The sequence below is a fragment of the Limnohabitans sp. TEGF004 genome (assembly GCF_027924965.1).
Classification (GTDB): Bacteria; Pseudomonadota; Gammaproteobacteria; order Burkholderiales; family Burkholderiaceae_C; genus Limnohabitans.
Genome location: NZ_AP027056.1, coordinates 456,133 through 480,538 on the forward strand (window position 1 = coordinate 456,133; position 24,406 = coordinate 480,538).

The 24,406-nt window shown below is 55.6% G+C and carries 22 protein-coding genes; 17 read left to right on the plus strand and 5 right to left on the minus strand.

The features are described 5' to 3' along the window. The first annotated feature begins 60 nt into the window (after positions 1 to 60). The 9 genes from LINBF2_RS02300 (at position 61) to fliJ (ending at position 13,375) form a co-directional block, all read left to right on the plus strand. On the plus strand, positions 61 to 4,050 hold the full coding sequence (locus tag LINBF2_RS02300; RefSeq protein ID WP_281890095.1) for a flagellin: 3,990 nt from the start codon (positions 61 to 63) through the stop codon (positions 4,048 to 4,050). 373 nt (positions 4,051 to 4,423) lie between these two features. Further along, on the plus strand, positions 4,424 to 5,920 hold the full coding sequence (locus LINBF2_RS02305) for a sigma-54 dependent transcriptional regulator (protein WP_281890097.1): 1,497 nt from the start codon (positions 4,424 to 4,426) through the stop codon (positions 5,918 to 5,920). Next, complete coding sequence (gene fliE, locus LINBF2_RS02310) at positions 5,917 to 6,261, plus strand: flagellar hook-basal body complex protein FliE (protein WP_104796486.1); 345 nt, start codon at positions 5,917 to 5,919, stop codon at positions 6,259 to 6,261. The genes LINBF2_RS02305 and fliE overlap by 4 nt, the downstream gene beginning before the upstream one ends. Before the next feature lie 20 nt (positions 6,262 to 6,281). After that, positions 6,282 to 8,468: a flagellar basal-body MS-ring/collar protein FliF gene (gene fliF, locus LINBF2_RS02315; protein ID WP_281890100.1), complete on the plus strand. Its 2,187-nt coding sequence runs from the start codon at positions 6,282 to 6,284 to the stop codon at positions 8,466 to 8,468. A gap of 23 nt (positions 8,469 to 8,491) precedes the next feature. Next, on the plus strand, positions 8,492 to 9,526 hold the full coding sequence (gene fliG, locus LINBF2_RS02320) for a flagellar motor switch protein FliG (protein WP_281890102.1): 1,035 nt from the start codon (positions 8,492 to 8,494) through the stop codon (positions 9,524 to 9,526). Then, a complete protein-coding gene (locus LINBF2_RS02325; protein ID WP_281890104.1) occupies positions 9,519 to 10,934 on the plus strand; it encodes a FliH/SctL family protein in 1,416 nt (471 codons plus the stop codon). Before fliG ends, LINBF2_RS02325 begins: the two co-directional genes overlap by 8 nt. Then, positions 10,921 to 11,616: a hypothetical protein gene (locus LINBF2_RS02330; RefSeq protein ID WP_281890106.1), complete on the plus strand. Its 696-nt coding sequence runs from the start codon at positions 10,921 to 10,923 to the stop codon at positions 11,614 to 11,616. The genes LINBF2_RS02325 and LINBF2_RS02330 overlap by 14 nt, the downstream gene beginning before the upstream one ends. 2 nt (positions 11,617 to 11,618) lie before the next feature. Next, on the plus strand, positions 11,619 to 12,938 hold the full coding sequence (locus LINBF2_RS02335) for a FliI/YscN family ATPase (RefSeq protein ID WP_281890108.1): 1,320 nt from the start codon (positions 11,619 to 11,621) through the stop codon (positions 12,936 to 12,938). Next, positions 12,935 to 13,375 carry a flagellar export protein FliJ gene (gene fliJ / locus LINBF2_RS02340; RefSeq protein WP_281890109.1) on the plus strand — a complete coding sequence of 147 codons (441 nt, stop codon included), beginning with the start codon at positions 12,935 to 12,937 and terminating at the stop codon, positions 13,373 to 13,375. The genes LINBF2_RS02335 and fliJ overlap by 4 nt, the downstream gene beginning before the upstream one ends. On the opposite strand, the gene LINBF2_RS02345 is transcribed toward fliJ, so the two are convergent. After that, positions 13,376 to 14,116, minus strand: a complete 741-nt coding sequence (locus tag LINBF2_RS02345; protein ID WP_281890111.1) for a hypothetical protein — start codon at positions 14,114 to 14,116, stop codon at positions 13,376 to 13,378. 6 nt (positions 14,117 to 14,122) lie between these two features. Then, on the minus strand, positions 14,123 to 14,515 hold the full coding sequence (locus LINBF2_RS02350) for a surface-adhesin E family protein (protein ID WP_281890113.1): 393 nt from the start codon (positions 14,513 to 14,515) through the stop codon (positions 14,123 to 14,125). Between the two features lie 104 nt (positions 14,516 to 14,619). On the opposite strand from LINBF2_RS02350, the gene LINBF2_RS02355 reads away from it, so the two are divergent. The 8 genes from LINBF2_RS02355 (at position 14,620) to LINBF2_RS02390 (ending at position 21,167) form a co-directional block, all read left to right on the plus strand. Beyond that, complete coding sequence (locus tag LINBF2_RS02355; RefSeq protein ID WP_281890115.1) at positions 14,620 to 14,892, plus strand: flagellar biosynthetic protein FliO; 273 nt, start codon at positions 14,620 to 14,622, stop codon at positions 14,890 to 14,892. Between the two features lie 67 nt (positions 14,893 to 14,959). Next, positions 14,960 to 15,652: a flagellar type III secretion system pore protein FliP gene (gene fliP, locus LINBF2_RS02360; protein WP_281891270.1), complete on the plus strand. Its 693-nt coding sequence runs from the start codon at positions 14,960 to 14,962 to the stop codon at positions 15,650 to 15,652. An 11-nt stretch (positions 15,653 to 15,663) separates the two neighbouring features. Continuing rightward, positions 15,664 to 15,933 carry a flagellar biosynthesis protein FliQ gene (gene fliQ, locus LINBF2_RS02365; RefSeq protein WP_104796476.1) on the plus strand — a complete coding sequence of 90 codons (270 nt, stop codon included), beginning with the start codon at positions 15,664 to 15,666 and terminating at the stop codon, positions 15,931 to 15,933. Between the two features lie 14 nt (positions 15,934 to 15,947). Further along, a complete protein-coding gene (gene fliR / locus LINBF2_RS02370) occupies positions 15,948 to 16,715 on the plus strand; it encodes a flagellar biosynthetic protein FliR (RefSeq protein WP_104796475.1) in 768 nt (255 codons plus the stop codon). Position 16,716: 1 nt separating this feature from the next. Then, positions 16,717 to 17,865: a flagellar biosynthesis protein FlhB gene (flhB, locus tag LINBF2_RS02375; protein WP_104796474.1), complete on the plus strand. Its 1,149-nt coding sequence runs from the start codon at positions 16,717 to 16,719 to the stop codon at positions 17,863 to 17,865. 20 nt (positions 17,866 to 17,885) lie between these two features. Next, positions 17,886 to 19,457 carry a hypothetical protein gene (locus LINBF2_RS02380; RefSeq protein ID WP_281890119.1) on the plus strand — a complete coding sequence of 524 codons (1,572 nt, stop codon included), beginning with the start codon at positions 17,886 to 17,888 and terminating at the stop codon, positions 19,455 to 19,457. Positions 19,458 to 19,479: 22 nt separating this feature from the next. Continuing rightward, entirely contained in the window at positions 19,480 to 19,887 is a 408-nt protein-coding gene (locus LINBF2_RS02385) for a hypothetical protein (RefSeq protein WP_281890121.1), read from the plus strand. Between the two features lie 2 nt (positions 19,888 to 19,889). Then, positions 19,890 to 21,167, plus strand: a complete 1,278-nt coding sequence (locus LINBF2_RS02390) for a hypothetical protein (RefSeq protein WP_104796471.1) — start codon at positions 19,890 to 19,892, stop codon at positions 21,165 to 21,167. 62 nt (positions 21,168 to 21,229) lie between these two features. Here the strand turns inward: LINBF2_RS02390 and LINBF2_RS02395 are convergent, their stop codons facing one another. From LINBF2_RS02395 to LINBF2_RS02405, 3 genes are read right to left on the minus strand one after another with little or no spacing between them, the layout of a single operon-like run. Beyond that, positions 21,230 to 22,855 (minus strand): FMN-binding glutamate synthase family protein, encoded by a 1,626-nt coding sequence (locus LINBF2_RS02395; RefSeq protein WP_281890123.1) that lies wholly within the window; start codon positions 22,853 to 22,855, stop codon positions 21,230 to 21,232. 29 nt (positions 22,856 to 22,884) lie between these two features. Beyond that, a complete protein-coding gene (locus tag LINBF2_RS02400; RefSeq protein WP_281890125.1) occupies positions 22,885 to 23,412 on the minus strand; it encodes a hypothetical protein in 528 nt (175 codons plus the stop codon). Further along, positions 23,409 to 24,368: a ParA family protein gene (locus tag LINBF2_RS02405; protein ID WP_281890127.1), complete on the minus strand. Its 960-nt coding sequence runs from the start codon at positions 24,366 to 24,368 to the stop codon at positions 23,409 to 23,411. Before LINBF2_RS02405 ends, LINBF2_RS02400 begins: the two co-directional genes overlap by 4 nt. Positions 24,369 to 24,406: the final 38 nt, after the last annotated feature.

The window sequence follows — 24,406 nt, forward strand, 5'->3', positions numbered from 1 at the left end:
GCACGGTTACTGCTTGATAGCTTGGAAATTTGATTGACCCGTATCGGGCAGGAGAAAAAAATGGCAGTTATCAATACCAACGTCAAAGCATTGTTCTCTCAGGCAGCCTTGCGCTCTACTGAGAGAAGCCAGTCCGTGGCTATGCAACAGTTGTCTACAGGCAAACGCATCAACTCGGCGCGCGATGACGCAGCAGGTATGGCCATCGCCACACGCATGACGCATCAGATTCGCAGCTTGAACCAAGCGGTGCGTAATGCAGGCGACGCGATCACCCTCATTCAGACGGCTGAAGGCGCGACCAACGAAATCACTGACATGATGCAACGCATGCGTGAGTTGGCGATTCAAGCAGTCAACGACACCAACGACAACGCACAACGTTCTTACCTTGACTTGGAGTTCCAACAGCTCAAGCAAGAGATCGTGCACATCGCTGAAAGCACCGAATGGAACGGCTTCCCCGTTTTGAACGGTACGGCAGGTGAGCGTGTGGGCGAGATGCCTGTCTATAAGACAACAGCGACCAGCGAGTTTTCAACGGCCTATGTCAACCCAACCACAGAGCGCAAGATTTCAGGCGCAGATGTGGGCGAGACCCAGCGCATTGACTTCACAGGCACTGGCGCGGGTATGGGTGGCGCGAACGAAGACCGCTCGATCACCATTGACGGTGTGAATGTGTCGGTGACCAAAACTGATTTGGCCGATATGTTGCTTGAAGTGCGCGATGCACTGAAGCAAGACCCACAATTCTCAGCCTCGTCAGGTCGCACAGTGACGATTGACGGCGACAGCTTGGTCATCAAGTACGCCAGCTCAGACAAAGATGTGTCCAAAGTTGACGTGACTGTGTCTGCGGCCTTGGATAGTTCTTTGAACTATTCGATTGCGTCACAAACTGAGTCTGACTATGCCGTGGTGGCTGCCAGCGAAACGTTTGTGAACGGCCAAGGCGAATTTTTGAAGAGTGGCGCACTCACCATTGATTGGACGCCCAATTTAGAAGATTCCACGCAAAGCAAATTGACAGCCAGTTTCTTGACCAGCGACGGCAAGACCATTGAGCTGACAGGTGTGTTGAGCGACCCCGATGGCACCACCGTCACGTTTGCACGTGACCAAGGTTTGAACGGCCAAGTGATTTCTAACGACATGACTTACACCTTCCGCGACAGCGCAGGCAACGCGATGGACGTGTCTCGCCGCGCTGTGGCGATGGAAGTCAATGTGGCTGGCGGTATTCCGGCCCTCAAAGCTGGCGACTTGTTGATCAACGGCATTGATGTGGGCCCCACATTTGCCGAAGACGACACCTTGTCTCCCGCCAACAACGCCGCAGGCAGCGCGATTGCCAAGGCTGCCGCGATCAACCGCAAAGCAGTGAGCTCGACCATCTCGATGGGCGAGTCACAAACCCTGACATTGATGGGCACGCCTAAGTCGGGCACCATCAAAGTGGGTGGTGTATCGATTCAGCTCAATGAAACCATCCACCAAACACCGGTGCAAGCTGCCGCTGCGATTGCAGCAGCTTTGAAGGCCAGCCCTTTGTATGACGCAGGCACAGGTCGCACCATTTCTTACTCTGCGGGTAGCAGCACGATTGGCTTCAATTACTCGGTGAACGAGGGTGATGTGGCTGACGTGGTGGTTGCCGCAGGCACCACAGGCTTGGTCGGCACGGTGGACACCACCGTTCAGCACCAACGCACGGTGGAAGGCACGGGTGTGTTTGCCAAAGTGAACGAAAACATCGTCACAGGCCGCGCCATGAGCTCGACCAACGTGGTCAAAGGTGCTGTGTTCATCAACGGCTTTGCCAGCGCTGACATCACCACGGTGCTCAACAACCCTCGCGAAACGCGCGCCAATACAGTTCGTGCCATCAACATGATTGCCGACAAAACAGGTGTCAGGGCGATTGATACGGGCTTTGACAACCAAGGCGTGACCTTGGTGGCCGCTGATGGTCGGAACATCGAAGTGCGCTTCGAAACCGACTTCAACGCCAACGTGTTTGGCCAAAGCATTGGTCTGCGCGAAGGTGTGCAAGCGGGTACGTTCTCGCTCGAATCCAAAATTCAAGCGCCTGTGATCTTGACCTCGTCTGCCATTGGTGACATTGGCCGCTCAGGTTTGATTGCCGGTAACTTCACCAAAAACCAATCGGTGTTCAACACGAGCGAGCGTTCGCCTGTGGTGGCCACGCAAGCGCAAGTGGAGAGTGTCAAATTCTCTACAGGTGCTTCTGGTGCGGCGGCAGATGAAACCTTCTCGCTCACCATCAATGGTGTGGAATTCACGCACAAAGCCGCAGCCGGCGAAACTGCCGCTGAAATTCGCCAAGCTTTGATTTCTAAAGTCAAAGACGTGGGTGTGACCGCCACTGCGGGCAATTCGCCGGATGAGTTGCTGTTGACCGCAGACTTCCCTGGCATTGCCTATTCCTTGAAAGTGGCTGACACCAGCGTAGATGGTGCAGTGACTAACGACAAGGTCTATGGCGTGACCAAGCCCAATATTCCTGCGGACGTGAAGCCTTTGAGCGCCAATGACTTGGTGATCAATGGTGTGAAGATTCGCGCCACAACCACGGCGGACGACAAACTGTCGAGCACCGTGTCCACCAGCAGCGATAAAACTGCCAGTGCGATTGCGATTGCTGCGGCCATTAACTCGCATTCGCCTGAAACAGGGGTGCGTGCATTTGCCAACCCTGTGATCACACAAGGTGCTGTGACCACGGTCTTGCCAAAGCCAGACAAGGGCCCACAGTCCTTGTTTGTGAACGGCACTGAAGTGACCGTCGAGCTCGACCCCATGGACAGCCCGTTGGATCGTCGCAACAAAGTGGTGGACGCCATCAACCAACGTCTGGGCCAACATGGCGTCACAGCCAGTGACAACGGCTATGGTGTGTCCCTGTCGGGTGACGGCCGCAACTTGTCGGTGTGGTTTGACAGCAGCGTGGAAGATTTGTCTGCCGCCAGCTTCGGTTTGGACAAAGGTGGCTCGGTGGCCCAGGTCTCGCAAGTGGCTTTGGGCGGCAGCATCACGGCGGGTGACAAAGTCACCATCAAGCTCAACGGTAAGAGCATCACCACTGCGGGCGTCGCAGCAACCGCTGCCGACATGGCAGTGGAGCTGAAGACGGCAATTGAAGCTTCAGGCCTCAAGAACATCGGTGTCGCAATCGTGGGTGACGCTTTGCAGCTCACCTCCAAAGTTCCAGGTACGTCGTTTGATTTGACAGGTGCTTCGGTGAGCCCGCTCACGTCTGATCTGACCATGAAGCTCGAAACCATCACGCCAAACAGCGTGGGTAACAACGATGTCACAGGCATCTTGAACGCGACCAACAAGTCCAGCACAGCCAAAACCTTGTATGGCACCGTGCGCATGATTTCTGACCCAGCCTTATTGCCTAACTTGGTGGCACCCGAAGGTGCGCCACCCTCGGATCGCATGGCCTTGCTCAAGGCTACAGGCAAACCATTCACGGTGTCGGTTGGTGATGACGGTTTCGGCAAAAACAGCAACTTCGCAGCCATGGGCTTTGAGGTGGGGCAGTTTGGTGGCCAATCCAGTGCCGCGATGGATCCTCCTAAGGTGGGCCGCTTGGCTTTCCAAGTGGGCGCCAGTGCCAACCAAATGATCACCATCGATTTGGCTGACTTTGGCAAGAACGGCTCGATCACCAGCCAAATCACCGGCGACGTGGACTTGAATGTGGAGCAGCGCTCCGCACGCATCAATTCACGTGAAGGTGCCACCGCTGTGTTGACCATGCTGGATGAGTCGATGGACAAGATCAACGCCACACGCGCCACCATGGGTGCGGTGATGAACCGTTTGGACCACGTGATCAGCAACTTGACCAATGTGTCGATGAACTTGTCTGCTTCGCGCAGCCAGATCGAAGACGCGGACTACGCGCAGGCTTCGACCAACTTGGCCAAGACGCAAATCATGCAGCAAGCCGCTACAGCGGTGCTGGCGCAAGCCAACACCAGCCAACAGTCGGTGATGAAACTCTTGGGTGGTTAATGGCAGCCACTAGCCCCACACCCTTACCCAAGGGCCCCAATTGCTGGGAGTGTCGCTACATGGCGATCACGTGGGATGTGCGCATGCCTTACGGCTGCAAGCTCATGGGCTTTCGTTCGAAAGTGGTTCCCTCGTTGGAGGTGCTGCGCACGGACGGGCGGTTTTGTGGCGGTTTCTCGCCTAAACCAGCCAAGCAAGAATCAGCGAATAAGGCCCAAAAAGCCTCTAATAAGCCTGTCGGTAACTCGTCGCAACGTCGAGAAACTGACCCTCGCAGGCCTGTTTACCACATTAATTTAATTACATAGGTTACAAAACGACCTGGCACGGCCTTTGCATAACAGTCTTACCTTTATTTCGGACTGTACTCAAAGTGAATGCTTCTTCTGTCAACGTAATTCATGCCGTGTGGTTGGACCCTTTCAGTCCAATCGACGCCGCAGATCGCGCCCAGCTGGATGCCGCAGGTATCAGTCTGGAAACTGTGTCTACCTTGGGCGACCTCACGCTGGCTTTGCGCCGCGCACATGTGTTGGTCATTCGCTTGGGCGATAGCGCCGAGCTGCTCCAAGAAGTTCAAACCCTCATTGCCCAACTCGGCCACACCGTGCCCGTGCTGTGCCGCGTGGACCGTCGCCGCATGGAAGTGGCTGTGGACGCGATGCGCTTGGGTGCTTTGCATGTGTTGTCGTCAGACGAATGGTCTGCCCCAGCTTGGCAAGGCGCTGTGAAAGGCTTGAACGCCCCCGAACTCAAAACTAAGAGCTACGTGTTTGTGGACCCCATCAGTCAGCATTTGTTGGCCTTGGCCCAACGCGTGGCGCAAACTGATGTGACCGCTTTGTTGGTCGGCCCCACAGGCGCTGGTAAAGAAGTGTTGGCCCGTGTGTTGCACGAATCGTCACCTCGCGCCAAGGCCCCGTTTGTAGCCCTCAACTGCGCGGCCATGCCTGAGCACTTGATAGAAGACATGTTGTTCGGTCACGAGAAGGGCGCTTTCACAGGCGCTTTGAAAGAGCACAAAGGTTTGTTTGAACAAGCCCACGGCGGCACCATCTTTTTGGACGAAATTGGCGAGATGCCCATGAACTTGCAAGCCAAGTTGCTGCGCGTCTTGCAAGAGAAAAAACTCAACCGCTTGGGCGGCGAAGCCACCATCGATCTCGACATCCGCGTGATCGCGGCGACCAACAAAGATTTGAAGCTCGCCATCGAGCAACGCGAATTCCGCGAAGACTTGTATTTCCGTATCAGCACCTTCCGCTTGCGCATTCAGCCGCTGAAAGACCGTCCAGGCGACATCGTGCCTTTGGTGGCGCAGTCCTTGGCCCGTCATGTCAAAGGTGGTTTGCCTTTCACGGTCACGCCTGAAGCGCAGGTGCAGTTGCAAAGCTACCCCTGGCCTGGCAATGTGCGCGAACTCGAAAACGTGGTGCAACGCGCCGTGGTGTTGAGCGGTGGCCGCACCATCAGCCCCGCACATTTGATGTTTGATGATGCGCAGATGGACGAGCAAGCCATGCCAGCGATGACGGCTGCTTTGCCACAAGCCCCAGTAGTGGACATGCCTGTGGCTGTCGCACCGGCTGCCCCTTTGATGCCAGCTGCTGCAACGCCAACGTATTACGCCCCTGTCTCTGCATACAACCCTGCGCCCATGGCGCCGATCGAGATGCGTGAAGAGCCAGCAGCGCCCATCAACTTGGACAGCGCGGTCAAAGCCAGCGAGCTGCAAGTGATCATGGCCGCCATCCAAAGCACCGACAGCCGCATGGAAGCGGCTGCCAAGTTGGGCATCAGCCCACGCACCTTGCGCTACAAGCTGGCGCAAATGCGCACCCGTGGCATGCATGAAGGAGCCTCCGCATGATTGATCGCATCTCCAACGCCAATATTCAATCCATGATTGAAACCCTGCGTTCGCACCAGACGCAGGCCACCGGTGTGAATTCACCTGCTGGTGAAACATCACCCGCCAAGATTCAAGGCCAACCTGACTTTTTCAAGTCAGTGCAAAACGCACTCGACAGCGTCAACGAGACGCAACTGAAGTCATCCTCTATGCAAGACGCCTACGACCGTGGCGAAGAAGTGCCCCTCACCGAAGTGGTGTTGAGCATGCAGAAATCGTCACTGGCTTTTGAAGCCACCTTGCAAGTACGCAACAAAGTGATGAAAGCGTACGAAGAAATCATGAACATGCCTGTTTGATACAGGATTGAGAGACTGATATGGCAACTGATACCTTAAACATGAACGCTGTGGGCATGCCCGTGGCCACCGGCATTGAAACCACTGGCGCGAACAGCGCCAACGGTTCAGCCGCAGGCAATGCGAACAACATGCCCGCATGGCTCAACGCCAAAGAAGGCCCAGGCGCGGTGGTGATGGACGTGTTGCGCCAACCCAGCGTGCGCAAGGCTTTGCCTTTCGTGGTGATCTTCATGCTGCTGATGTCAGTGGCTGTGTTCTTCACCTCGATGAAGCCCACGCCTTACCGTCCATTGGTGTTGATGCTCAACGATGCAGACAAGCAGTTGGCCATCGAAGCCTTGAAGACGGGTGAGTACAAGCCCGAGGTTGATGCCAACACTGGCCAAATCTCTGTGCCCACCACCCGTTACCAAGAAGCCCGCATGTTGCTGGCTTCTAAAGGTTTGCCTCGCACAGAAGCCTCTGGCATGGACAACCTCAAAGACATGCCCGCCATGACCACCAGCCAGTTCATGGAGCAGGTGCGCTACAACAACGCGATGGAGCAAGAGCTGGCGCGCAGCATTGTGCAAATCGGTGGCATTAAAACAGCCCGTGTGCATTTGGCCGCGCCCAAGCAAAGCGTGTTTGTGCGTGACCGCGCACCCACCAAGGCTTCTGTGATCATCACGCGTTTGCCTGGCCGCACCATTTCATCGGCCAACGTGCAAGCCATCATCCAGTTGGTGGCTTCCAGCGTGCCTTACTTGGCACCAGAAAACGTGTCGGTGGTGGACAACTTTGGCAGCTTGATGAACGACATGTTGACGGAAGCGCCTTTGGGCTTGACCGCACAACAGTTGACACACAAGCAACAGATGGAAGACCTCTATCGCACCCGCTTGATCCAGTTGTTGGCGCCCATCGTGGGCGAGACCAACGTGACCGCACAGGTGAGCATGAGCTTGGACTTCACACAAACCGAAGTGACCAACGAAGAATTTGACGGACAAGACAAAGGTCCTAAGACCCGTTCTGAATTGTTTGTGGAAGACCGCAACACCTTCCGTGATGCGATTGGTATTCCTGGCTCGTTGTCCAACACACCGCCAGCGCCGACCAACCCACAAGCCACCACGCAAACCAACGCCGACCCCTTGAAGGGCGTGAGCGAAAAAGGCGTGCAAGTGACAGCCCGTAGCACCAAAAACTACGAACTCGATCGCGCCGTGCGTCACACCAAAGGTGCCATGGGCACGATCACCAAAATTGGTGTGGGTGTGTTGATCAACGAACGTCCTGTGGCCCCGGGTGCCAAGGTCGAAAAGAACGCCGACGGTTCAACCCCAACCTCAGTGCCTTACACCCCAGAAGAAATCGAACGCTTGAACCAATTGGTCAAAGGCGCCGTGGGCTTCAACAACGACCGTGGTGATGTGGTCACTGTGGTGGGCACCAAGTTTGAGCCTCAATACGACCCAACCGTGATTCCATGGTGGCGTGATGAAAACTACCAAGTCATGGTGAACGCCGGTGTGGTGGGTGGCATCTTCTTGCTCATCCTCTTGACGGTGGTCCGCCCGATGGTGCGCCGCTTGTTGGCCCCCGAGATCGATCCCAAAGCCTTGGCTGCGGCCGCTGCTGATGCAGCCACCAATCAAGCCCAGATGGCGATTGATGTGGCGACCGCTGAGAATGCAGCAGCCCAAGCCGCTGCCGCCTTTGCCAAGAAATCACACGACGGCGAGATGCTGCGTATTTCTGAAGAGGCCATGCGTGCCGCCGAAGAATCAGCCCGCTTGTCTCAAGAAGCCACGTATGCAGCTGAGCAAGCCCGACTGGCTGCTGAAGCCAAGGCCGCCGAAGAAGCCCGTTTGCGTGAAGAAGCACGACTGCGTGAAGAAGCCTTGGCTGCTGAACGCGAAGCCTTGGCTGATGAGATGGCTGCCAAAGCAGCGGTTGAAGCCGAAGCCGCCGCTGTTGCACATGCCGCTGCCGCAGAAGCCGCAGAGGCCGAAGGCGCCGACATTGAAATTGAAGAAGGCGAAACGCTGGAAGAGGTCAAGGCCCGCATGGCGAGCATGAAGCCTAAGAAGCAGTCGATTTCTGCCGACTTGCTCAACACAGCGAATTCGTATGACGATAAAGTGGCGTTGATTCGCATGATCATGGCTGAAGACTCCACCCGCGTGGCAGGTGTGCTCAAGAGCTTGATCGAGAAGTAATAAATTTTCCGAGGATTTGAATCATGGCTGACGACACCATTGTGATGACCGACAAACTGCGAGCCGAGCTTGCAGGCATTACCAGCACCCAACGTGCTGCCGTGTTGATGCTGTTGCTGGGCGAAGAGCAAGCAGCGGAAATCATCAAATTTTTGAGCCCCAAAGAAGTCCAAGCCCTGGGCGCCGCGATGGTGCAGGTGGCTAACTTCTCACAAGAAGCAGTCAACTATGTGCTCGACGAGTTTGTCGACCATTTGAAAAACCAAAACAACGTCAGCATCGGTGGTGCGGACTATGTTGAAAAAGTCATGCGCTTGGCTTTGGGTGACGACAAAGCCGCTTCGGTGTTGGGCCGCATCATGCCGGGCCAGGGCACCAAAGGTTTGGACATCCTCACGTGGATGGATGCCCGTGGCATTGCCGACATGATTCGCGGCGAACACCCTCAGGTGGTGGCCATCATCTTGTCGCTCTTGGAGAGCGAAGTGGCCGCTGACGTGCTCAACTATTTGCCACCCGATGTGCGCCCTGAAGTGATTCAACGCGTGGCCAGTTTGGACACCGTGCAGCCGTCTGCCATGGCCGAGCTCGAAGCCATCATGAAGCAACAGTTCTCTAAGAACGCATCGGCACAGTCATCCAGTTTTGGTGGCGTGCAAGCCGCAGCCAAGATCATGAACTTGACGAAGACTGCGCTGGAAAACAGCATCATGAGTGGCCTGAATGAAATCGACCCCGACTTGATGCTCAAGATTCAAGACAACATGTTCACCTTCGAGAACTTGGTCAGCGTGGACAACAAAGGCATTCAGGTGCTCATGCGTGCGGTGGAGCCAGACTTGTTGATGATGGCTTTGAAAAACGCCAGCGACGATTGCCAAGCGCGCTTCTTCGACAACATGTCCGAACGTGCGCGCGGTATGTTCCGCGACGACATGGAGGCCAAAGGCCCACAACGCATGGCCGACGTGGAAGACGCGCAAAAGCAAATCATGCGCAAGGCGCGTAAGTTGTCCGATTCGGGCGAATTGATCTTGGGCGGCGCAGACTTTGTTTAATCAACCTCATCCCGCTCGGGCTGACGTTCCTTGGCAGCCCAATGCCGGCATCGCTAAAAAGTTGAGCAGCCGTGGCTATGCCACGACCAGCTGGACCAGCGATGAGCCGCAGGCGTTTGCTGAGCTTGGCTTTCCCGCCAAGTCCAGCGGGTTCTCGGCCGCGCATTACCAGCCCACCAAGCAGCCGCTGAGCAAACAGGCACAAGCCTCGCTGGCGCTGCTAGAGGGGGAGTACCGCAACGAATCGTTTGGTGAAGAAAAACCTGCGCCCCAAGAAGGCACAGAAACCAATGAGCATTTGCCGTTTGTGATGGACCACTTCGGGGCCACGCGCGTCTCGAAGCTGCGTGCCAACGTGGATGCCGAGGTGTTGAAACGTGCCATGGCGCAAGCCGAATTGGCTGAAACTTTGGTGGTCAGCCCCATCACGTCAGACGACAAAGTGGCCGACCCCATCGTGATTCATCCCGATGTGCCGGACGAGGTGATCGTTGAAGCCGAGGTGTTGGAGGCCGCACCTGTGGATGCGCTTGAGCCTGTGGTGGTTCATTCAGAAACATCACCTGAAACACTGGCTGCGAGCGAAGATGCCGTGGCAGAAGTGGTGGCTGAAGAAGCCCCTGTGATCACCGAGCCGCAAGAGCCTGAGTTGCCTGCGGTTGTCGGTGGCATTCCCCCTGAAGAGGTGGAACAACGCGAAGCCGAACAATTTGCCAAGGGCCTGGCCCAAGCCCAAGAAGAAGCTGCGGTGCAGTTGGCCGAAGCGGTTGAAAAAGCCATGGCTGAGGGCCTTGCCAAAGGACTAGAGCAAGGTAAAGCTGAAGGTTTGGCCGAGGGCTTGCAGCAAGGTTTAGAGCAGGGCAAAGCACAAGGTTTGGCCGAAGGTGACACAGCAGCGCGTGAAGCGGTGGCCGAAGAAATGGCCGCGCAACGTGTGCTGTTTGAAAACGTCTCGACCGAACTGGGTGCTTTGATTGAAGACCCGAAGAAATTTTTCGAGCCACTCAAACGCCTCGCCCTGCACATTGCAGAGCAAGTGGTGGTGGGTGAGTTGCAAACATCCAGCAAAGCCATTGAGCGCTTGGTGCAACGCTGCTTGGATGAGTTAGACCACCCTGTGCATGGTGCCGTGGTGTTGGAACTCAACCCACAAGACAAAGAGCGCTTGCAAACACATGCCTCTGAGTTCATCCAAGGCATGCGCCTCGAAGCCGTGCATGACATGCAAATGGGCAGTGTGCGCGTGTTTGCCAATGACACGGTGGTGGAAGATTTGGTCGCACATCGACTCGAAGGCTTGGCACGTGCCCTGCTGGTCGATGTGGACGAGTGGCGTGCCAAATCGCCTTTGGCACAACGAATTTTAGAAGTTCAAGAAGAAGCGGAGGACGGCGATGTTCATTCCTGATGTCATCAATACTTTGTTGATGGGTTTGATTTTCATGGTCGTGATCGTGACCATCGTGCGCCCCTTTGTGCTCAATATGGTGGGCCATGCAGCATCGAACAGCGACATGCAAAAAGCAGCGGTTGCAGCGGTGGAGCGCGAGATGATTCGCAAAGCCGAATTGTTTGAGGCCCAACGCGCCGACAAAATCAAATACCAAATGTTGCTTTTGGAAAAACCCGAAAAGCCAAAACCAAAGCCTGTGTTCGAACCCGAGCCAGCACCCGAAGTGGTGCCCGTGCCTGTGGCTGAAGTGGTGCCAGAACCTGTGGTGGAAGAATCCCCTGAGGTCTTGGCTGAGCAGCCCGCAATGCCTGATGTGGTTGAAACGCCAGAAGAAGTGGCCGCCGATGCCTCACCCACAGAAGGGGAGGCCGTCACAGCCGAGACCGCAGAAGCGGCTGACGAAGAAGAAGCTTTGGGCGAAGGTGAAATTGAAATTCGCGAAGGCGAGACCTTGGCCGAAATCAAAGAGCGCATCCGCAAAGAACAACAAAAAGCCAAGAAGCCAACCATTCCGCCAGAGTTGCTCAACAGCGCCAACAGTTACGAAGACAAAGTGGGCGTGGTGCGCATGGTGGTGCAAGCCGACCAGAGTCGCGTGGCCAATGTCATTCGCGGCATGATTCAGGTCGGTAAATAAACATGCTCGACTTTGCCAAAGAAGTTCAGACCAGCTTGCCCAAGCTGCGCACGCCTGAGCCGCAACGCAGCGGCACCTTGGTGCGCTTGGTGGGACTGACTTTGGAGACGCGCGGCATCATGGCTCCCTTGGGCGCCTGCTGCGAAGTGATCGGCCAAGGCGGCCACCGCGTGGAAGCCGAGGTGGTGGGTTTCAACGACAAAACTTTGTATCTGATGCCCTTCACCGACCCCGTCGGTGTGGGCCCTGGCGACACGGTGCGCGTGATGTCTAACTCCGGCATGGTGAATTTGGGTAACGAACTTTTAGGCCGTGTGATTGATGGTCGAGGCATGCCGATTGATGGCAAGCCCATGCCGCATTTGCCCGATCAGCTCAGCCTGTTGGGCCGCCCGCTCAACCCCATGGAGCGCGGCCCGATTGACCAAATTTTGGATGTGGGTGTCAAGGCCATCAATGGCGCATTGACGATTGGCCGTGGCCAACGCATTGGTTTGGTCGCGGGCTCCGGTGTGGGTAAGAGCGTGCTCTTGGGCATGCTGACGCGCTTCACCAAAGCCGACATCGTGGTGATTGGTTTGATTGGTGAACGTGGCCGCGAAGTGCAGGCGTTCATTCATGAATCGTTGGGTGAAGAGGGCTTGGCCAAGTCGGTGGTGATTGCGGCACCCGCCAACGTGTCGCCCGTGCTGCGCCTCAAAGCCACGCACATGACACACGTGGTGGCTGAATATTTCCGCGACCAAGGCAAAAACGTGTTGATGCTGTGCGACAGCTTGACCCGTGTGGCCCATGCCCAACGCGAAATTGGCTTGGCCATTGGCGAGCCACCGACTGCCAAAGGCTATCCACCTTCCGTGTTTGCTTTGTTACCCAACTTGATTGAGCGTGGTGGTGTAGGCCGCCATGGCCATGGCTCGATCACCTCGATTTACACCGTGCTCGCTGAAGGCGATGACGGCAACGACCCGATTGTGGACATCGCGCGTGCGTCGCTCGACGGTCAAGTCATGTTGTCACGTCGCTTGGCGGACCAAGCGCATTACCCCGCAATTGACTTGAACGGTTCGATTTCGCGTGTGATGCAAACCTTGGTGAGCCCCGAAGAATTGAAGCAGTCCAACAAGCTGCGCCGCTTGTGGTCGGTCTACCAACAAAACGCCGATTTGGTGCAAGTGGGTGCGTACGAAGCGGGCAGCAACCCCGAGTTGGACGAAGCCATTCGCCTGCGCGAGCAAATGGTGGACTTTTTGCGCCAAGACATGGACAAGGGCCAGGACTACGCGATGACGCGTAACCAACTGAGCCACATGCTGTCATGAAGCCACGCGCCGCATGGCCTGTGTTGGCCAAGAAAGCCAAAGAAAAATGCGATGAAGCATTTGCTGATCTGAAAAAAGCACGCGACCGTGTGACGCATTTGGAACAAAGCTGCGAACGCATGAACTTGCTGTATGCCGACTACGTGACCCGAAGCAAGGAAGCCGAAAGTCGCCCACACAGCATGGCCGAGACCTTGAACTTTCGGGGTTTCATGCAGCAGCTGCAAGCGCTGATTGCGCGCGTGAACATCGATTTGAATGAAGCCCAACACGCGACAGAGGTCAAACGTTTAGCCCTCAAAGCGGCTGAGCAAAAACGCATCCAAATGGAAACCTTGGTCGAACAAGACCTCAAGGCAGTGCGTGATTTCCATCGCAAGCGCGAGCAAAAAGAAATGGACGCCGCAGGCGTCACCCTCTACAACCTCAAGCACTGATCAAGCGCTGACCCAACCTGCTTGCAGCCAATGCCAATAGTTGGGTTTGAACGCCCAAGGCATCCATGTGCTGTGCGTGTCTGGTGCAAACACATGGCCGGTGAGGTGGTCTTGCCACACCTCTTTGGCGCCCACACTGGCCAACAGCTTTTGTGAAAACGCAGGCACCATGCCTTGCTTGGCGGTGACGTGGTGGCTCCACACATTCAAACCTGCAGGCAGCAAGCGTCCATCGGTGGGGCCCGACAACACATCATGCAAGCTGCCCCAGTTGCGGCCTTGGAGTGTGGTTTTGAGTTGTCCCAGTTCGCGCTCCACACGCGCTTCATCACGTACGCGGTAGCGGTGTTGGCCCAGCACGTTGTCAAACCAAACGCAAGCTTGTGGGTGTTCGTTCAAGATTTCTGGCAAAGCCACCAGCGCATCTAAGCGATGGTGATGCACCTCAATGCCCATCGCCCTGAGGCGGCGGCCATGGCGCCAGTCAAACAGCCAAGGTGCCAAGGGGTCAATGTCGTAAGCATTGATGCGCTTGAAACGCGCCAACCAGCTCGGCGGCATCATCCAGCCCGCGCTGCCGCCAATGAGCAACAAGTGGTCAGACTTCGGTGCGACTTGCGCCAAGAACTGATCGACCAACTGCACCGTGGGTTGCCAGCGCTTGCGTGAGTAATGCGCATGCACGTGCCAGTTCAGACCACCCGTGCCGCCTGCATGGATCAGATCGCGAAGCAAGCCCATGCGTGCTCAGCAGACCAAACGCATGATTTTGAAAATGGGGGTCTCAGGTGGCACAGGCTCAAACGGGCCAATCACACCTTCGGTCGATAAGGTGTCGCCACTCAAACGCACGCCCGTGTGATACGACAGCGACAAGGTGCGCACGGTTTGTTCTTTGCAGTTGAACTCCATTTGCATGCGGGTGGATTTGAAGTTCTTGCCCGTGGGTGTGTGTACTTTGGGATCACGGTAGTCCAGCATGGTCCACGCTTTGTGGTTCTCGCCCGCGTGGGTGATGTTGTCGAGGTCCACATAAAAAGTACCAATGTCAAACAAACCCACCGCCATCCACTGAGCGGCAAGCGTGAAGTTGCTGGTGAGCACGAGGCTGGCAAGGAGGAGGGCTTTGAGGTGATGCATGAAATAACTATACCGTGCCGAGAAGCTGGCACGTGCCTTGCAATACCCCTAGAGATAGGCACGTCCAGTGTCAAAAAACCGTCATCGCGCACAGGAAAAACATCATGCAAAGTTTCGATTGGGGTCAATTCATCGCCAGCACGCTCAGCGTGTTGCTGCTGCTATGCGGCGCCCTGTGGTGGGTCAAACGCAACCGCGGTTTTGCAGCGAACGGTGCCGAAGAAAAACGCATTCAAGTGCTGGAGGCCTTGCCGTTGAGCTTGAAGCACAAGATGGTGTTGATCCAAGTTGACAACCAAATGGTGCTGGCCAGTGTCAGTCCCGCAGAAGTGAAAACACTGCACGCTTGGACGCAGGAGGCCAGCCATGCTGCGTAAGCCCATCACCAAAAAAATTCTCTACGTCATCTTGGGCTTGCTCTTGGTGGCGTTGGCTTCGTTGCCCATGATGGCCCACGCCCAAGGCATTCCCTTGGTCAACGTTTCGGGCGCTGGCAAAGGTGGTCAGCAGTACAGCATGAGCCTGCAATTGCTGGGCTTGATGACCACGCTCACGCTGTTGCCATCCATGCTGTTGATGATGACGTCTTTTGTGCGCATCATCATCGTGCTCTCGATCTTGCGCCAAGCCATTGGCACCGCGCAAACGCCGCCCAACACCGTGTTGGTCGGTTTGGCCTTGTTCTTGACCTTCTTCATCATGTCGCCCGTGTTCGAGACGGTTTACAAAGAAGCGATTGGCCCCTACATGAACGGCAACCTCGACTTTGACAAAGCCTTGATCAAAGCCGAAGTGCCTGTGCGCGATTTCATGACCAAGCAAACCCGTGAAGACGACATTGCCATGTTCATGCAAATTTCTAACCGTCGTGAATTGACAGATGCCACGCAAGTGCCATTCACCACCTTGATGCCAGCGTTCATCACGTCTGAAATCAAGAGCGCGTTCACGATTGGTTTCTTGATTTACATCCCGTTTGTGGTGATTGATTTGATCGTCGCCAGCGTGTTGATGTCCATGGGCATGATGATGTTGTCGCCCATGATCATTTCGATGCCGATCAAGCTCATGCTGTTCGTGTTGATTGACGGTTGGACGCTGTTGATGGCTTCGCTGGCCAACAGCTTTGTGTTTTAAGGAGCCGCATCATGGATAGCGCAGCAGTTGTTGATTTGGCCCGCCAGGCCCTGTGGATGACGATGATCATCTCAGGCCCTTTGCTGGCGGTGGGTTTGATCGTGGGTTTGGTGGTGGGTATTTTTCAAGCCGCCACCTCGATCAACGAGCAAACCTTGAGTTTTATTCCTAAGATTTTGGCGATTGGTTTGACCATGTCACTGGCCGGTGGCTGGATGATCAATACGATGGTGGACTACACCAAGAGTATCTTCACCCGCATCCCTAGCTTGTTCATGTAACGCACCTTGACGCCATGAACGCCTCGCTCATTGAAATCCTAGACAAGTTTTTGGTCGTCATTTGGCCATTGCTTCGCTTGTCTGCGTTTTTGGCGTTCACGTCTATTTTTTCAGCCCGTGCGGTGAATATGCGCATTCGCATGTCACTGGCGTTTGCGATGGCATTTTTTGTATCGCAGCAAATTGAGATTCCCAAGATTGATCCTGTCACTGCCGACGGCTTGATGGAAATTTCGCGTCAAATTTTGATTGGCTTAACCATGGGCTTGGTGTTCCAAGTGGCCTCGGCCGCCTTGGTGGTAGCTGGCCAAGCCATGTCGGGCTCGATGGGCTTGTCCATGGCCAACATGGTTGACCCCAACATGGGCAGCGTGCCGGTGTTATCGCAGTTGTTCAACATCATGGGCACGCTGGTCTTCTTGGGCATGGGTGGCCATTTGATTGTGTTTGGCTTGGTGATGGAGTCGTTCAAACTCATCCCCATTGGCCAGCCTTTTTTCAGCCAAGACATGTTGGGCAAGATGATCAACTGGAGCTCCATGATGTTTTTGGGTGCTTTGTTGATTGCTTTGCCTGTGATGATGACGTTGCTGTTCATCAACGTGGGTTTGGGTTTTGTGGCCCGTGCGGCACCCAGCTTGAATATTTTTACCGTGGGCTTTCCCGCGCTGATCTTGACGGGTTTCATCGTCATGATTTTTTCAATGGGCAACAACGTGGCTCGCATTGATTGGGTATGGACGCAGGCATTCATGATGCTGCGTTCGTATTTGGGAGGCTGACATGTCGGAAGAAAGCGGCCAAGACAAAACCGAAGAACCCACGGCGCAGCGGTTGAAGAAAGCCCGTGAAGACGGGCAAATCGCGCGTTCGCAAGAATTGGCGCCTGCAGCCATGATGGTGATCGCCACCATGTTTTTCAGCATGATGGGGCACCAAATTTTCAACGGCATGAGTAGCTTGTTCAAAAGCCAGTTGCAGTTTGATCGCCGCATCACCGACAAGGCCGAATTGCTGCCCGCAATTTTTGGTAACTCGATGGTGGATGGTTTCTTGATTGTGTTGCCGTTGATGGCCATTCTGTATGTGATCGCTATTTTGTCGACCACGTTGGCGGGGGGATTGATCTTCTCGCCCCAAATGGTCATGCCCAAGTTCAGCAAGCTCAACCCGATGACGGGTTTGGCGCGCATGTTTGGCAAAGATGCCTTGATCAATTTGGGCAAAGCCTTGATCAAGTTCTTGCTGGTCGGTGCCATTTTGTTGGTCTCGGTCATGAACAACTTGGAAGACCTCACGCATATCTCGCAGATGGATTTGAATGCCGCGATCAAAGTGGCTGGCACCATCATTGTGGATTCATGTGTTTGGCTCAGCCTCGGTCTGGTGTTGGTGGCCTTGGTCGATGTGCCACTGCAACGCCATCAGTTGAACGAAAAACTGAAAATGACCAAGCAAGAGGTGCGCGACGAGATGAAGAACTCGGAAGGTAACCCCGAGGTCAAGGGCCAAATCCGCCGTCGCCAACATGAAATCTTGAACAACAAGATGATGAGCAAAGTCAAAGATGCTGACGTGGTCATCACCAACCCCACACACTTTGCGGTGGCCCTGTCGTATGACCCCATGGGCGACGGTGCGCCGCTCTTGATTGCCAAGGGCGAAGACGGCTTGGCAGCCCGTATCCGTGAGGAAGCCAAAGAGCACAACGTTTATATTTTTGAGGCGCCTTTGTTGGCTCGCGCCTTATACTTCACGACCAAGCTGGATCATCCGATTCCAGAGGCGCTGTACCACGCTGTTGCGCAGGTCATTGCCTATGTGTTCAGCCTGAACCAGTCTTATGGTCGTGGCCAGGAAGTGGTCAAACCATCGCCCTCCGTTCCGAACGACATGAAGTTCGATTCGAACGGCGCTTTGATGAACTCTTAAGACCCGAAGTTTGAGCCTGCATGACTGACATCTACCAAAGCCCCGGTGACCGGTTGCGATTTGAAATCCTCCTGAAGTCTTTGACCGAAGGCAGTATCAATCTTGCCGTGTTGAGCGACCACGACAGGGTGCTCGATGACTACGGCAGCTTGTTTGAAGAGCGTCTGCGCGCCAAGGGTGAAAGCCACATCGAGTGGTGCAGCTCGACCAACTCAGAAAAGCTGGTTCAAAAGTTCAACGAAATTCTGTCTGAAATCACGCTCGACCAAGCGCTGGAGAAAGACAAAAAACACGCGCCACGTCGCTTCTTGCTATTCCGTGACTCGATCTTGATGCAAGACTTTGAGTTGCAGTTGTTGGCCCGTTTGGTCAATGGTTTTCCGGCTGGCAACATCAGCGTGATTTTGCTCATCAACAGCGCGGGCAATTACCACGGCAAGCTGGAAGCGTTTGGCAAAAACTTGCTCAAGTGGGAAGTTGAAACCGAAGCCGGTGAGGCCAAGCAAAAATTAACCGATTGGGTCGCCACCACACCCGATCCTGAACCCACCTTGATTGAGCCTTCTTTCTTGCCAGAGCCACCCACGCTCAGCGATGAAGTGACGCCTGTGTCTAAGCTGCTCAACCTCCCCACCAAAACGGCTTGGCGCGTGCCAGGCTTTGGTAAAAAGCAAGAGCCCCAGTTGGACGTCGAGCCTTTGCCCGCGTTTGTGCCGCCTCCCTTGTCATCGGTTGCGCCCGCCCTTGCGCCATCTGTGCCGCCTGTGACGGCATCTGCTGCTGCGCTTGCTCCCGATGCCTCACGTGAACCTACCTTGAGTTCGCCAACGCCTTTGGCTGGCGCAACAGCGGCATCTGCCGATGTGGACCTGTTCAAACGTCCTGCGCGCAAATCGTACGCAGGTTGGGTGCTGTTGGTCTTGCTTTTGTCGATGGCTACGTTTGGCTTCATGTACAAAGATTTGGTGCTGGAAGAAGCTGAGTTGTTGAAGAAATATCTGCTGCGCGGCACACCCGCCGTGGCTGCCCCTGATGAAGCGGCCAGTGCTGCTGCCGCTGCCGCAGCCGCAAGTGCCGAGGCCTTGGCTGCTGCAGAGCTGGCCGCATCCGTGGCCAGCGATGCTGCGCGCGTGGCGAGCCAAGCCGACCAAGTGGCCTCTGCGGCCAGTGCCATGGCTGTGTCGGCCGTGCCCGCTGCGGTGGTGGCTTCTGAACCCGTCGCTGTCGCATCGGCCGAGCCGAAGGCAAAGAAGCCCGCTGACAAGGTTGAGGCAAAGGCGGAAGCCAAACCAGAGGCCAATTCAGATGAGGCATGGGTCAACCAATTGCCCACCAATGGTTATGTGGTCCAACTGGCCGCCATGGACACGCAAGATGAGATGCGCAGTTTTCAGCGCAGCAATGCGGTTTATGCCAAGGCCCGCATCATGCGTGCGCGCCACAAAGACTCGGGCAAGCGCTATTTCATTTTGGTGGCTGGGCCTTTTGAAACCAAGACTCAAGCCGATACGTTCATGCAGTCCAGCCCATTGCTGGCCAAAGGCTGGTTGCGTAGCACCAAGTCGATGAAAACCCAATTTACGAAGTCCTGACGCCTAGCTAGGAACGCGCCTTATGAGCCAAGAACACGACCAACCCAGCCTCACTGATGCGCCTGTGCATGAAGGTATTCATGTCGAGCCTCCGCCGTTTGAGCCGGGTTATCAACCTGAGTCATTGCCCCATATTTCGGTGCCTGATTTATCCCCAGACGCTGAGGGCTTAACAGCCGAAGCGCTGTCTCAGGTGCCCACGCTCACCGAGCTGGTCGATGAGGCGCCAGCCGAAGCGCTGCCAATTGCACCGGTGTTTGAGGTGTCTGCGCACCCCGCGCCCATAGAGGCCACTCAAGACGCGCCAGTTCAAGCCGATCTATGGGTTGAAGAGCTACATGTCCGCATGGGCAAGCTCACGGACGACATACACACACTCAACGCCCGCCTAGACCGGCTTGATGAACGAAACAAGACAACAAAGGCTTGAACATGGCTGAAGAACAGAAAACTGCAGAAGAGGTGGTCACGCCTGAAGAAGCCATCGTTGATGTTGGGGCAACTGCGGACCGCTTGAACGAAATCGCGTCTCAATCGCTAGACACCAACGAGGTGGCACGTCAAATTGAAGAACTGACATCGGTGGTGCTTGACTCTGCTGAGGTCTCCACACGTTCGGCTTCTATTGCGGCTGACGTCAGTGCCACCATGCGCGCTGTGGTGTCCAAGATTCAAGAAAACAACCGCCGCAATGTGATGCATTCACGCATCATGTTGGGGGCGTTTTGCGCATGTTTGTTGATTGCGATGGGTATTTTCTTTGCCATCACCTTGAAGATGAGCAAGTCCATCAAAGAGCTCGACACCATGGTCTATGCCATGGCCAAGCGTGTGATCGAGGTCGATGCCAGCCTGACGGCCATCGGTAAAACCAATTCTGACTTTTCTGAAATTACCGAAAAGCAAGACGAAGTCATCACCACCCAAACCCAAGTGGCGAAACGCTTGGAAGAAATCGGCAAGAGCATGGCCGCTATGCCTGCGGTGGTGGCGGTGGAAGCCAACAAGTCCAGCGACCTCAAATTCAAGGACATGCAAAAGCAGTTGACGGGTTTGGAAAGCAAGCTCCAGTCGTTTGACTCGAAGTTGCAGTCTGTGGCCGAAAAAGCATCTGCGCGTGTCCAACCACCCGCACCTGCCGCGCCGCAAGGACCGAGCACGCAAGTGTTGTTGACTGAAATTCAGAAAATCAAATCTGATTTGAATGCGGCTGTGCAAGTGCGTGAACGCGCACAGACGGCCGCAGAAGTAGCGGCCATCAAGAACGTTGAGAAAACGGTGGAGAAGGCTGCTGCCGCAGCAGGGGAGGCTCAAAAAGCTGCAGACAAAGCTGCGCAATCGGCCAAAGCTGCGGGCGATGCACAGAAGGCGGCTTTTGATGCACAAAAAGCTGCCGCTGCCTCTGAAAAAGCCTCTGCTGCTGAGCGTTTGGCGCAGCAAAGAGCGGCTGCCGAGCGTGCAGTGGCTATGCGCATGCAGCCTGAGAAACAAGAGAAATCAGCTGAGCAAATTGCCGCTGAACGTGCCGCTGCCGAACGTGCGGCAGCAGCTCGTGCAGCCAAAGCGGCGGCTGACAAAGCTGCCGCAGAAAAGGCCGCTGCCGCTGAGCGCGCGGCAGAGAAAGCCCGCGCAGCTGCTGCCGCAGCCGCAGCGCCTCAGCCAGTCATCGTGCGGGAAAAACCCATTCAGTACCCTCGCGTTCCTGACTGATCTTTTGGTGGATGAACGAAAAAAGGCGGCCTTTAGGCCGCCTTTTTTCATGGGAGTTTGGGTTATGCCGCTTGGACTGCAAAGCTCCGTGCGCTGCTCAGCGGCCAATCGCTGAACACCGCAGGCAATGCGCTCACATCATTTTTCAGCAAGGCGTCGGGTGCGATGGTGTCTACCAGGTCAGACAAATGCAGTGTTTGCGTTTCGCTCACCCGGCGCATGATGTGGCGCGGTGTGAAGTCATGCGGCGTTTGCAAGCCGGAGGCTTCCATCAGCTCTTGCAGGGCTTCCAGTGTGTGTGCATGGAAGTTGTGCACGCGTTCTGCTTTGCTGGGCACGACCAACGCCATTTGACGTGTGGGGTCTTGCGTGGTGACGCCCGTGGGGCAGTTGCCGCTGTGACAGGTTTGTGCCTGGATGCAACCTAGGGCAAACATAAAACCGCGTGCGCTGTTGCACCAATCAGCACCCAGTGCCAAAGTGCGTGCCATGTCAAAGGCGCTCACGATTTTTCCGCTGGCACCGACGCGAATGGCATCACGCAAACCTGCGCCGACCAAGGTGTTGTGCACCAAACGCAGCGCTTCTTGCAAGGGCATGCCCATGTGGTCTGAGAACTCAAGCGGCGCGGCGCCTGTGCCACCTTCGGCGCCATCGACCACGATGAAGTCGGGCTGGATGCCGGTTTCTAGCATGGCTTTGACAATCGCAAACCATTCCCAGGGGTGACCGATACAGAGCTTGAAGCCCACGGGCTTGCCTTCGCTCAAGGTACGCAGCTGTTGGATGAAGGCCATCAATTCCAAGGGGGTGGTGAAACTGCTGTGGGTGGCGGGAGACACGCAGTCTTGGCCCACCATCACGCCGCGTGCTTCTGCGATTTCTTCTGTGACCTTGGGGCCGGGTAAAACGCCGCCATGCCCAGGTTTAGCGCCTTGGCTGAGTTTGATCTCCACCATCTTCACTTGCGGTGAGCGCACGTTCTCGGTGAAGTTCTCGGGGCTGAAATGCCCTTGCTCATCGCGGCAGCCAAAATAGCCAGAGCCGATTTCCCAAATCAAATCGCCGCCATTGACGCGGTGGTGACGCGAGATCGAGCCTTCACCCGTGTCGTGTGCAAAACCGCCCAGTTTGGCGCCTAAGTTCAAGGCTTGGATGGCATTGGCGCTCAGAGCGCCAAAGCTCATGGCCGAGACGTTGAACAGGCTGATGTCGTAGGGCTGTGTGCAATCTTTGCCACCGATTTTCACGCGGAAGTCGTGACCGGATAGCTTGGTGGGGGCGATGGAGTGGTTGATCCATTCATAGCCGATGGCACGCACGTCCAGTTGTGTGCCGAAAGGTCGTTTGTCAGAAGCGCCCTTGGCCCGTGAGTAGACCAAGGTGCGTTGAGCTCGTGAGAAAGGCGAAGCCTCGGTTTCTGACTCTAAAAAGTATTGGCGAATTTCAGGTCGGATGGTTTCGAGCATGAAGCGCAAATGCCCAAGGATGGGGTAGTTGCGCAAGATCGCATGGTGCGATTGCTGCAAGTCGTACAGGCCGATGACGCTGAGACATAAAAACAGCGCGGGCCACCAACCACTCAGCCCCATCACAGCTGCACCAAGCAGTGTGAAGATCAGTAAAACCACCGAGGCCATGAACGCTGTGTAGCGCACTGGATAAATCTGATTGAGTTTGTCCAGCATGCGAGGCGCTCCTTTGGCTTGGATGGTGTTTATCGTTTGTGGGTCAGCTTGGCTGCGAGTTTGGATTGCGCTAAAGCCGAGACTTCGGCGCGTAAGCGCGCGGAGGACAGTTGTTGGTCTGCCGCATGCTGCACATCTGCGAGGTGCGACAAGATCGTGCCGCGCAAATCGAGCAAATCTTGATCCAGCTTTTGTAAGCGCTCTTGCAACTCGCGTTGCAAAGCCATGCGCTGGGTGAGCAAATTCACTTCAGCCGCGATGGTGCGCCATGTTTGTGTCAGTTCGTCGCTAGGAGGCACACGCAATTGCTCAAACAACTCATGGATGAGTGGGTCGAACATGGGTGATGCGTTGTCGCTGGCCTCAGGGGTTTCCGTCAACGTGGGCACGTTTTCTGGTGCTGCAGCGTGTTGTGACTGAGGCTTGTACGAAGGCTGTGCAGGTGCCGATGCTTGCTGCGTGTGGGATTGCAAGATTGAATTGACTTGCCCCCACCCGTCTTCAGGCGTGTATTGCTTGAGTCCTTTGAAGGACAAGAATTGCGGTTCGGTGCTCATTTACTCATCACGCCCATAGACATGCGTTTGAGGAACTGGGGAATGCCCATGGACGCAATTTGTGTGGACGGCGGTGTCCCCGCATGTGGTGCGGATTTGTTGGCCATGTCTTCTGGTCGAACTTTTTGCATGCGGTGGCGCCCCAAGATGGAATATTGACTTGACAGCGTAGCCGAGTTCGCCAACGCGTTGTTGCGTCTCACTCCCGCAGCGGCTGCGTTTGGCATACCTGCCGTGCGAGGTGTGGGGGTGGTGATGCGTGAGTTGTTGGTTTGACGCATGCCTTGGGCAGATTCGCGCATTTCGCGAGCTGCACACACAGACTTACCAAATTCATTGAAGGAGGCGCCACAAGCATCTTGCAAGTCCATCAAATAGCCGCGTTCAAACATTTCGCGGGCCGATTGGGCTTCCAGCACAGGCGGTGCAAGCATGAAGCTGACAGGGAAGCGTTGCTTAGAGAACACATCACTTTGCAGTTGTTCGGGTTGCACACGTGTGGGGCACACCAACAGTGTGGGGGGCGTGTGAATGGCAGAGTCAAACACCCAGCGGTGGCGACTCAGGAAGCCAGCGGTGGCGGCCATTTCAATTTCAGACACGGACGTGGGCACGATGACCAAGTCGTATTCAAACATCAGCTCGCCTGCGATGGAGTCGGTCCACGTCAGGTCACAAATGACCACTTCAGAGCTGCTGGCGGCGCGGCGCAAGTGCAGACGCGCATCCAAGATCGGACGGTTGCCGCCTTGGTCCAAAGGCAAGACATGGTGTTGTACCACCACACCAATATTGGGTGCGCGTGTTAACCAAGTGCTGGAGGAACCGTGGGTGTCAAAGTCAATCAAGGTGACCGTTTGGCCTTGGCGACGCAAGTAAGCGGCTAAGTTGGCTGAAACGGTGCTTTTTCCGACGCCACCTTTTTGACTGGTGACCAAAATTTTGAATGTTGACATCTTTTTATCCTTCGCATGGAGGCCATGCTGCATTTGAG

What these genes read in the sequence shown, in the direction of transcription:
- LINBF2_RS02300 (WP_281890095.1), top strand. Translation starts at nt 61, where the DNA reads ATGGCAGTTATCAATACCAACGTCAAAGCATTGTTCTCTCAGGCAGCC.
- fliE (WP_104796486.1), top strand. Translation starts at nt 5,917, where the DNA reads ATGATTGATCGCATCTCCAACGCCAATATTCAATCCATGATTGAAACC.
- fliF (WP_281890100.1), top strand. Translation starts at nt 6,282, where the DNA reads ATGGCAACTGATACCTTAAACATGAACGCTGTGGGCATGCCCGTGGCC.
- fliG (WP_281890102.1), top strand. Translation starts at nt 8,492, where the DNA reads ATGGCTGACGACACCATTGTGATGACCGACAAACTGCGAGCCGAGCTT.
- LINBF2_RS02330 (WP_281890106.1), top strand. Translation starts at nt 10,921, where the DNA reads ATGTTCATTCCTGATGTCATCAATACTTTGTTGATGGGTTTGATTTTC.
- LINBF2_RS02335 (WP_281890108.1), top strand. Translation starts at nt 11,619, where the DNA reads ATGCTCGACTTTGCCAAAGAAGTTCAGACCAGCTTGCCCAAGCTGCGC.
- fliJ (WP_281890109.1), top strand. Translation starts at nt 12,935, where the DNA reads ATGAAGCCACGCGCCGCATGGCCTGTGTTGGCCAAGAAAGCCAAAGAA.
- LINBF2_RS02345 (WP_281890111.1), bottom strand. Translation starts at nt 14,116, where the DNA reads ATGGGCTTGCTTCGCGATCTGATCCATGCAGGCGGCACGGGTGGTCTG.
- LINBF2_RS02350 (WP_281890113.1), bottom strand. Translation starts at nt 14,515, where the DNA reads ATGCATCACCTCAAAGCCCTCCTCCTTGCCAGCCTCGTGCTCACCAGC.
- LINBF2_RS02355 (WP_281890115.1), top strand. Translation starts at nt 14,620, where the DNA reads ATGCAAAGTTTCGATTGGGGTCAATTCATCGCCAGCACGCTCAGCGTG.
- fliP (WP_281891270.1), top strand. Translation starts at nt 14,960, where the DNA reads ATGATGGCCCACGCCCAAGGCATTCCCTTGGTCAACGTTTCGGGCGCT.
- fliQ (WP_104796476.1), top strand. Translation starts at nt 15,664, where the DNA reads ATGGATAGCGCAGCAGTTGTTGATTTGGCCCGCCAGGCCCTGTGGATG.
- fliR (WP_104796475.1), top strand. Translation starts at nt 15,948, where the DNA reads ATGAACGCCTCGCTCATTGAAATCCTAGACAAGTTTTTGGTCGTCATT.
- flhB (WP_104796474.1), top strand. Translation starts at nt 16,717, where the DNA reads ATGTCGGAAGAAAGCGGCCAAGACAAAACCGAAGAACCCACGGCGCAG.
- LINBF2_RS02380 (WP_281890119.1), top strand. Translation starts at nt 17,886, where the DNA reads ATGACTGACATCTACCAAAGCCCCGGTGACCGGTTGCGATTTGAAATC.
- LINBF2_RS02385 (WP_281890121.1), top strand. Translation starts at nt 19,480, where the DNA reads ATGAGCCAAGAACACGACCAACCCAGCCTCACTGATGCGCCTGTGCAT.
- LINBF2_RS02390 (WP_104796471.1), top strand. Translation starts at nt 19,890, where the DNA reads ATGGCTGAAGAACAGAAAACTGCAGAAGAGGTGGTCACGCCTGAAGAA.
- LINBF2_RS02395 (WP_281890123.1), bottom strand. Translation starts at nt 22,855, where the DNA reads ATGCTGGACAAACTCAATCAGATTTATCCAGTGCGCTACACAGCGTTC.
- LINBF2_RS02400 (WP_281890125.1), bottom strand. Translation starts at nt 23,412, where the DNA reads ATGAGCACCGAACCGCAATTCTTGTCCTTCAAAGGACTCAAGCAATAC.
- LINBF2_RS02405 (WP_281890127.1), bottom strand. Translation starts at nt 24,368, where the DNA reads ATGTCAACATTCAAAATTTTGGTCACCAGTCAAAAAGGTGGCGTCGGA.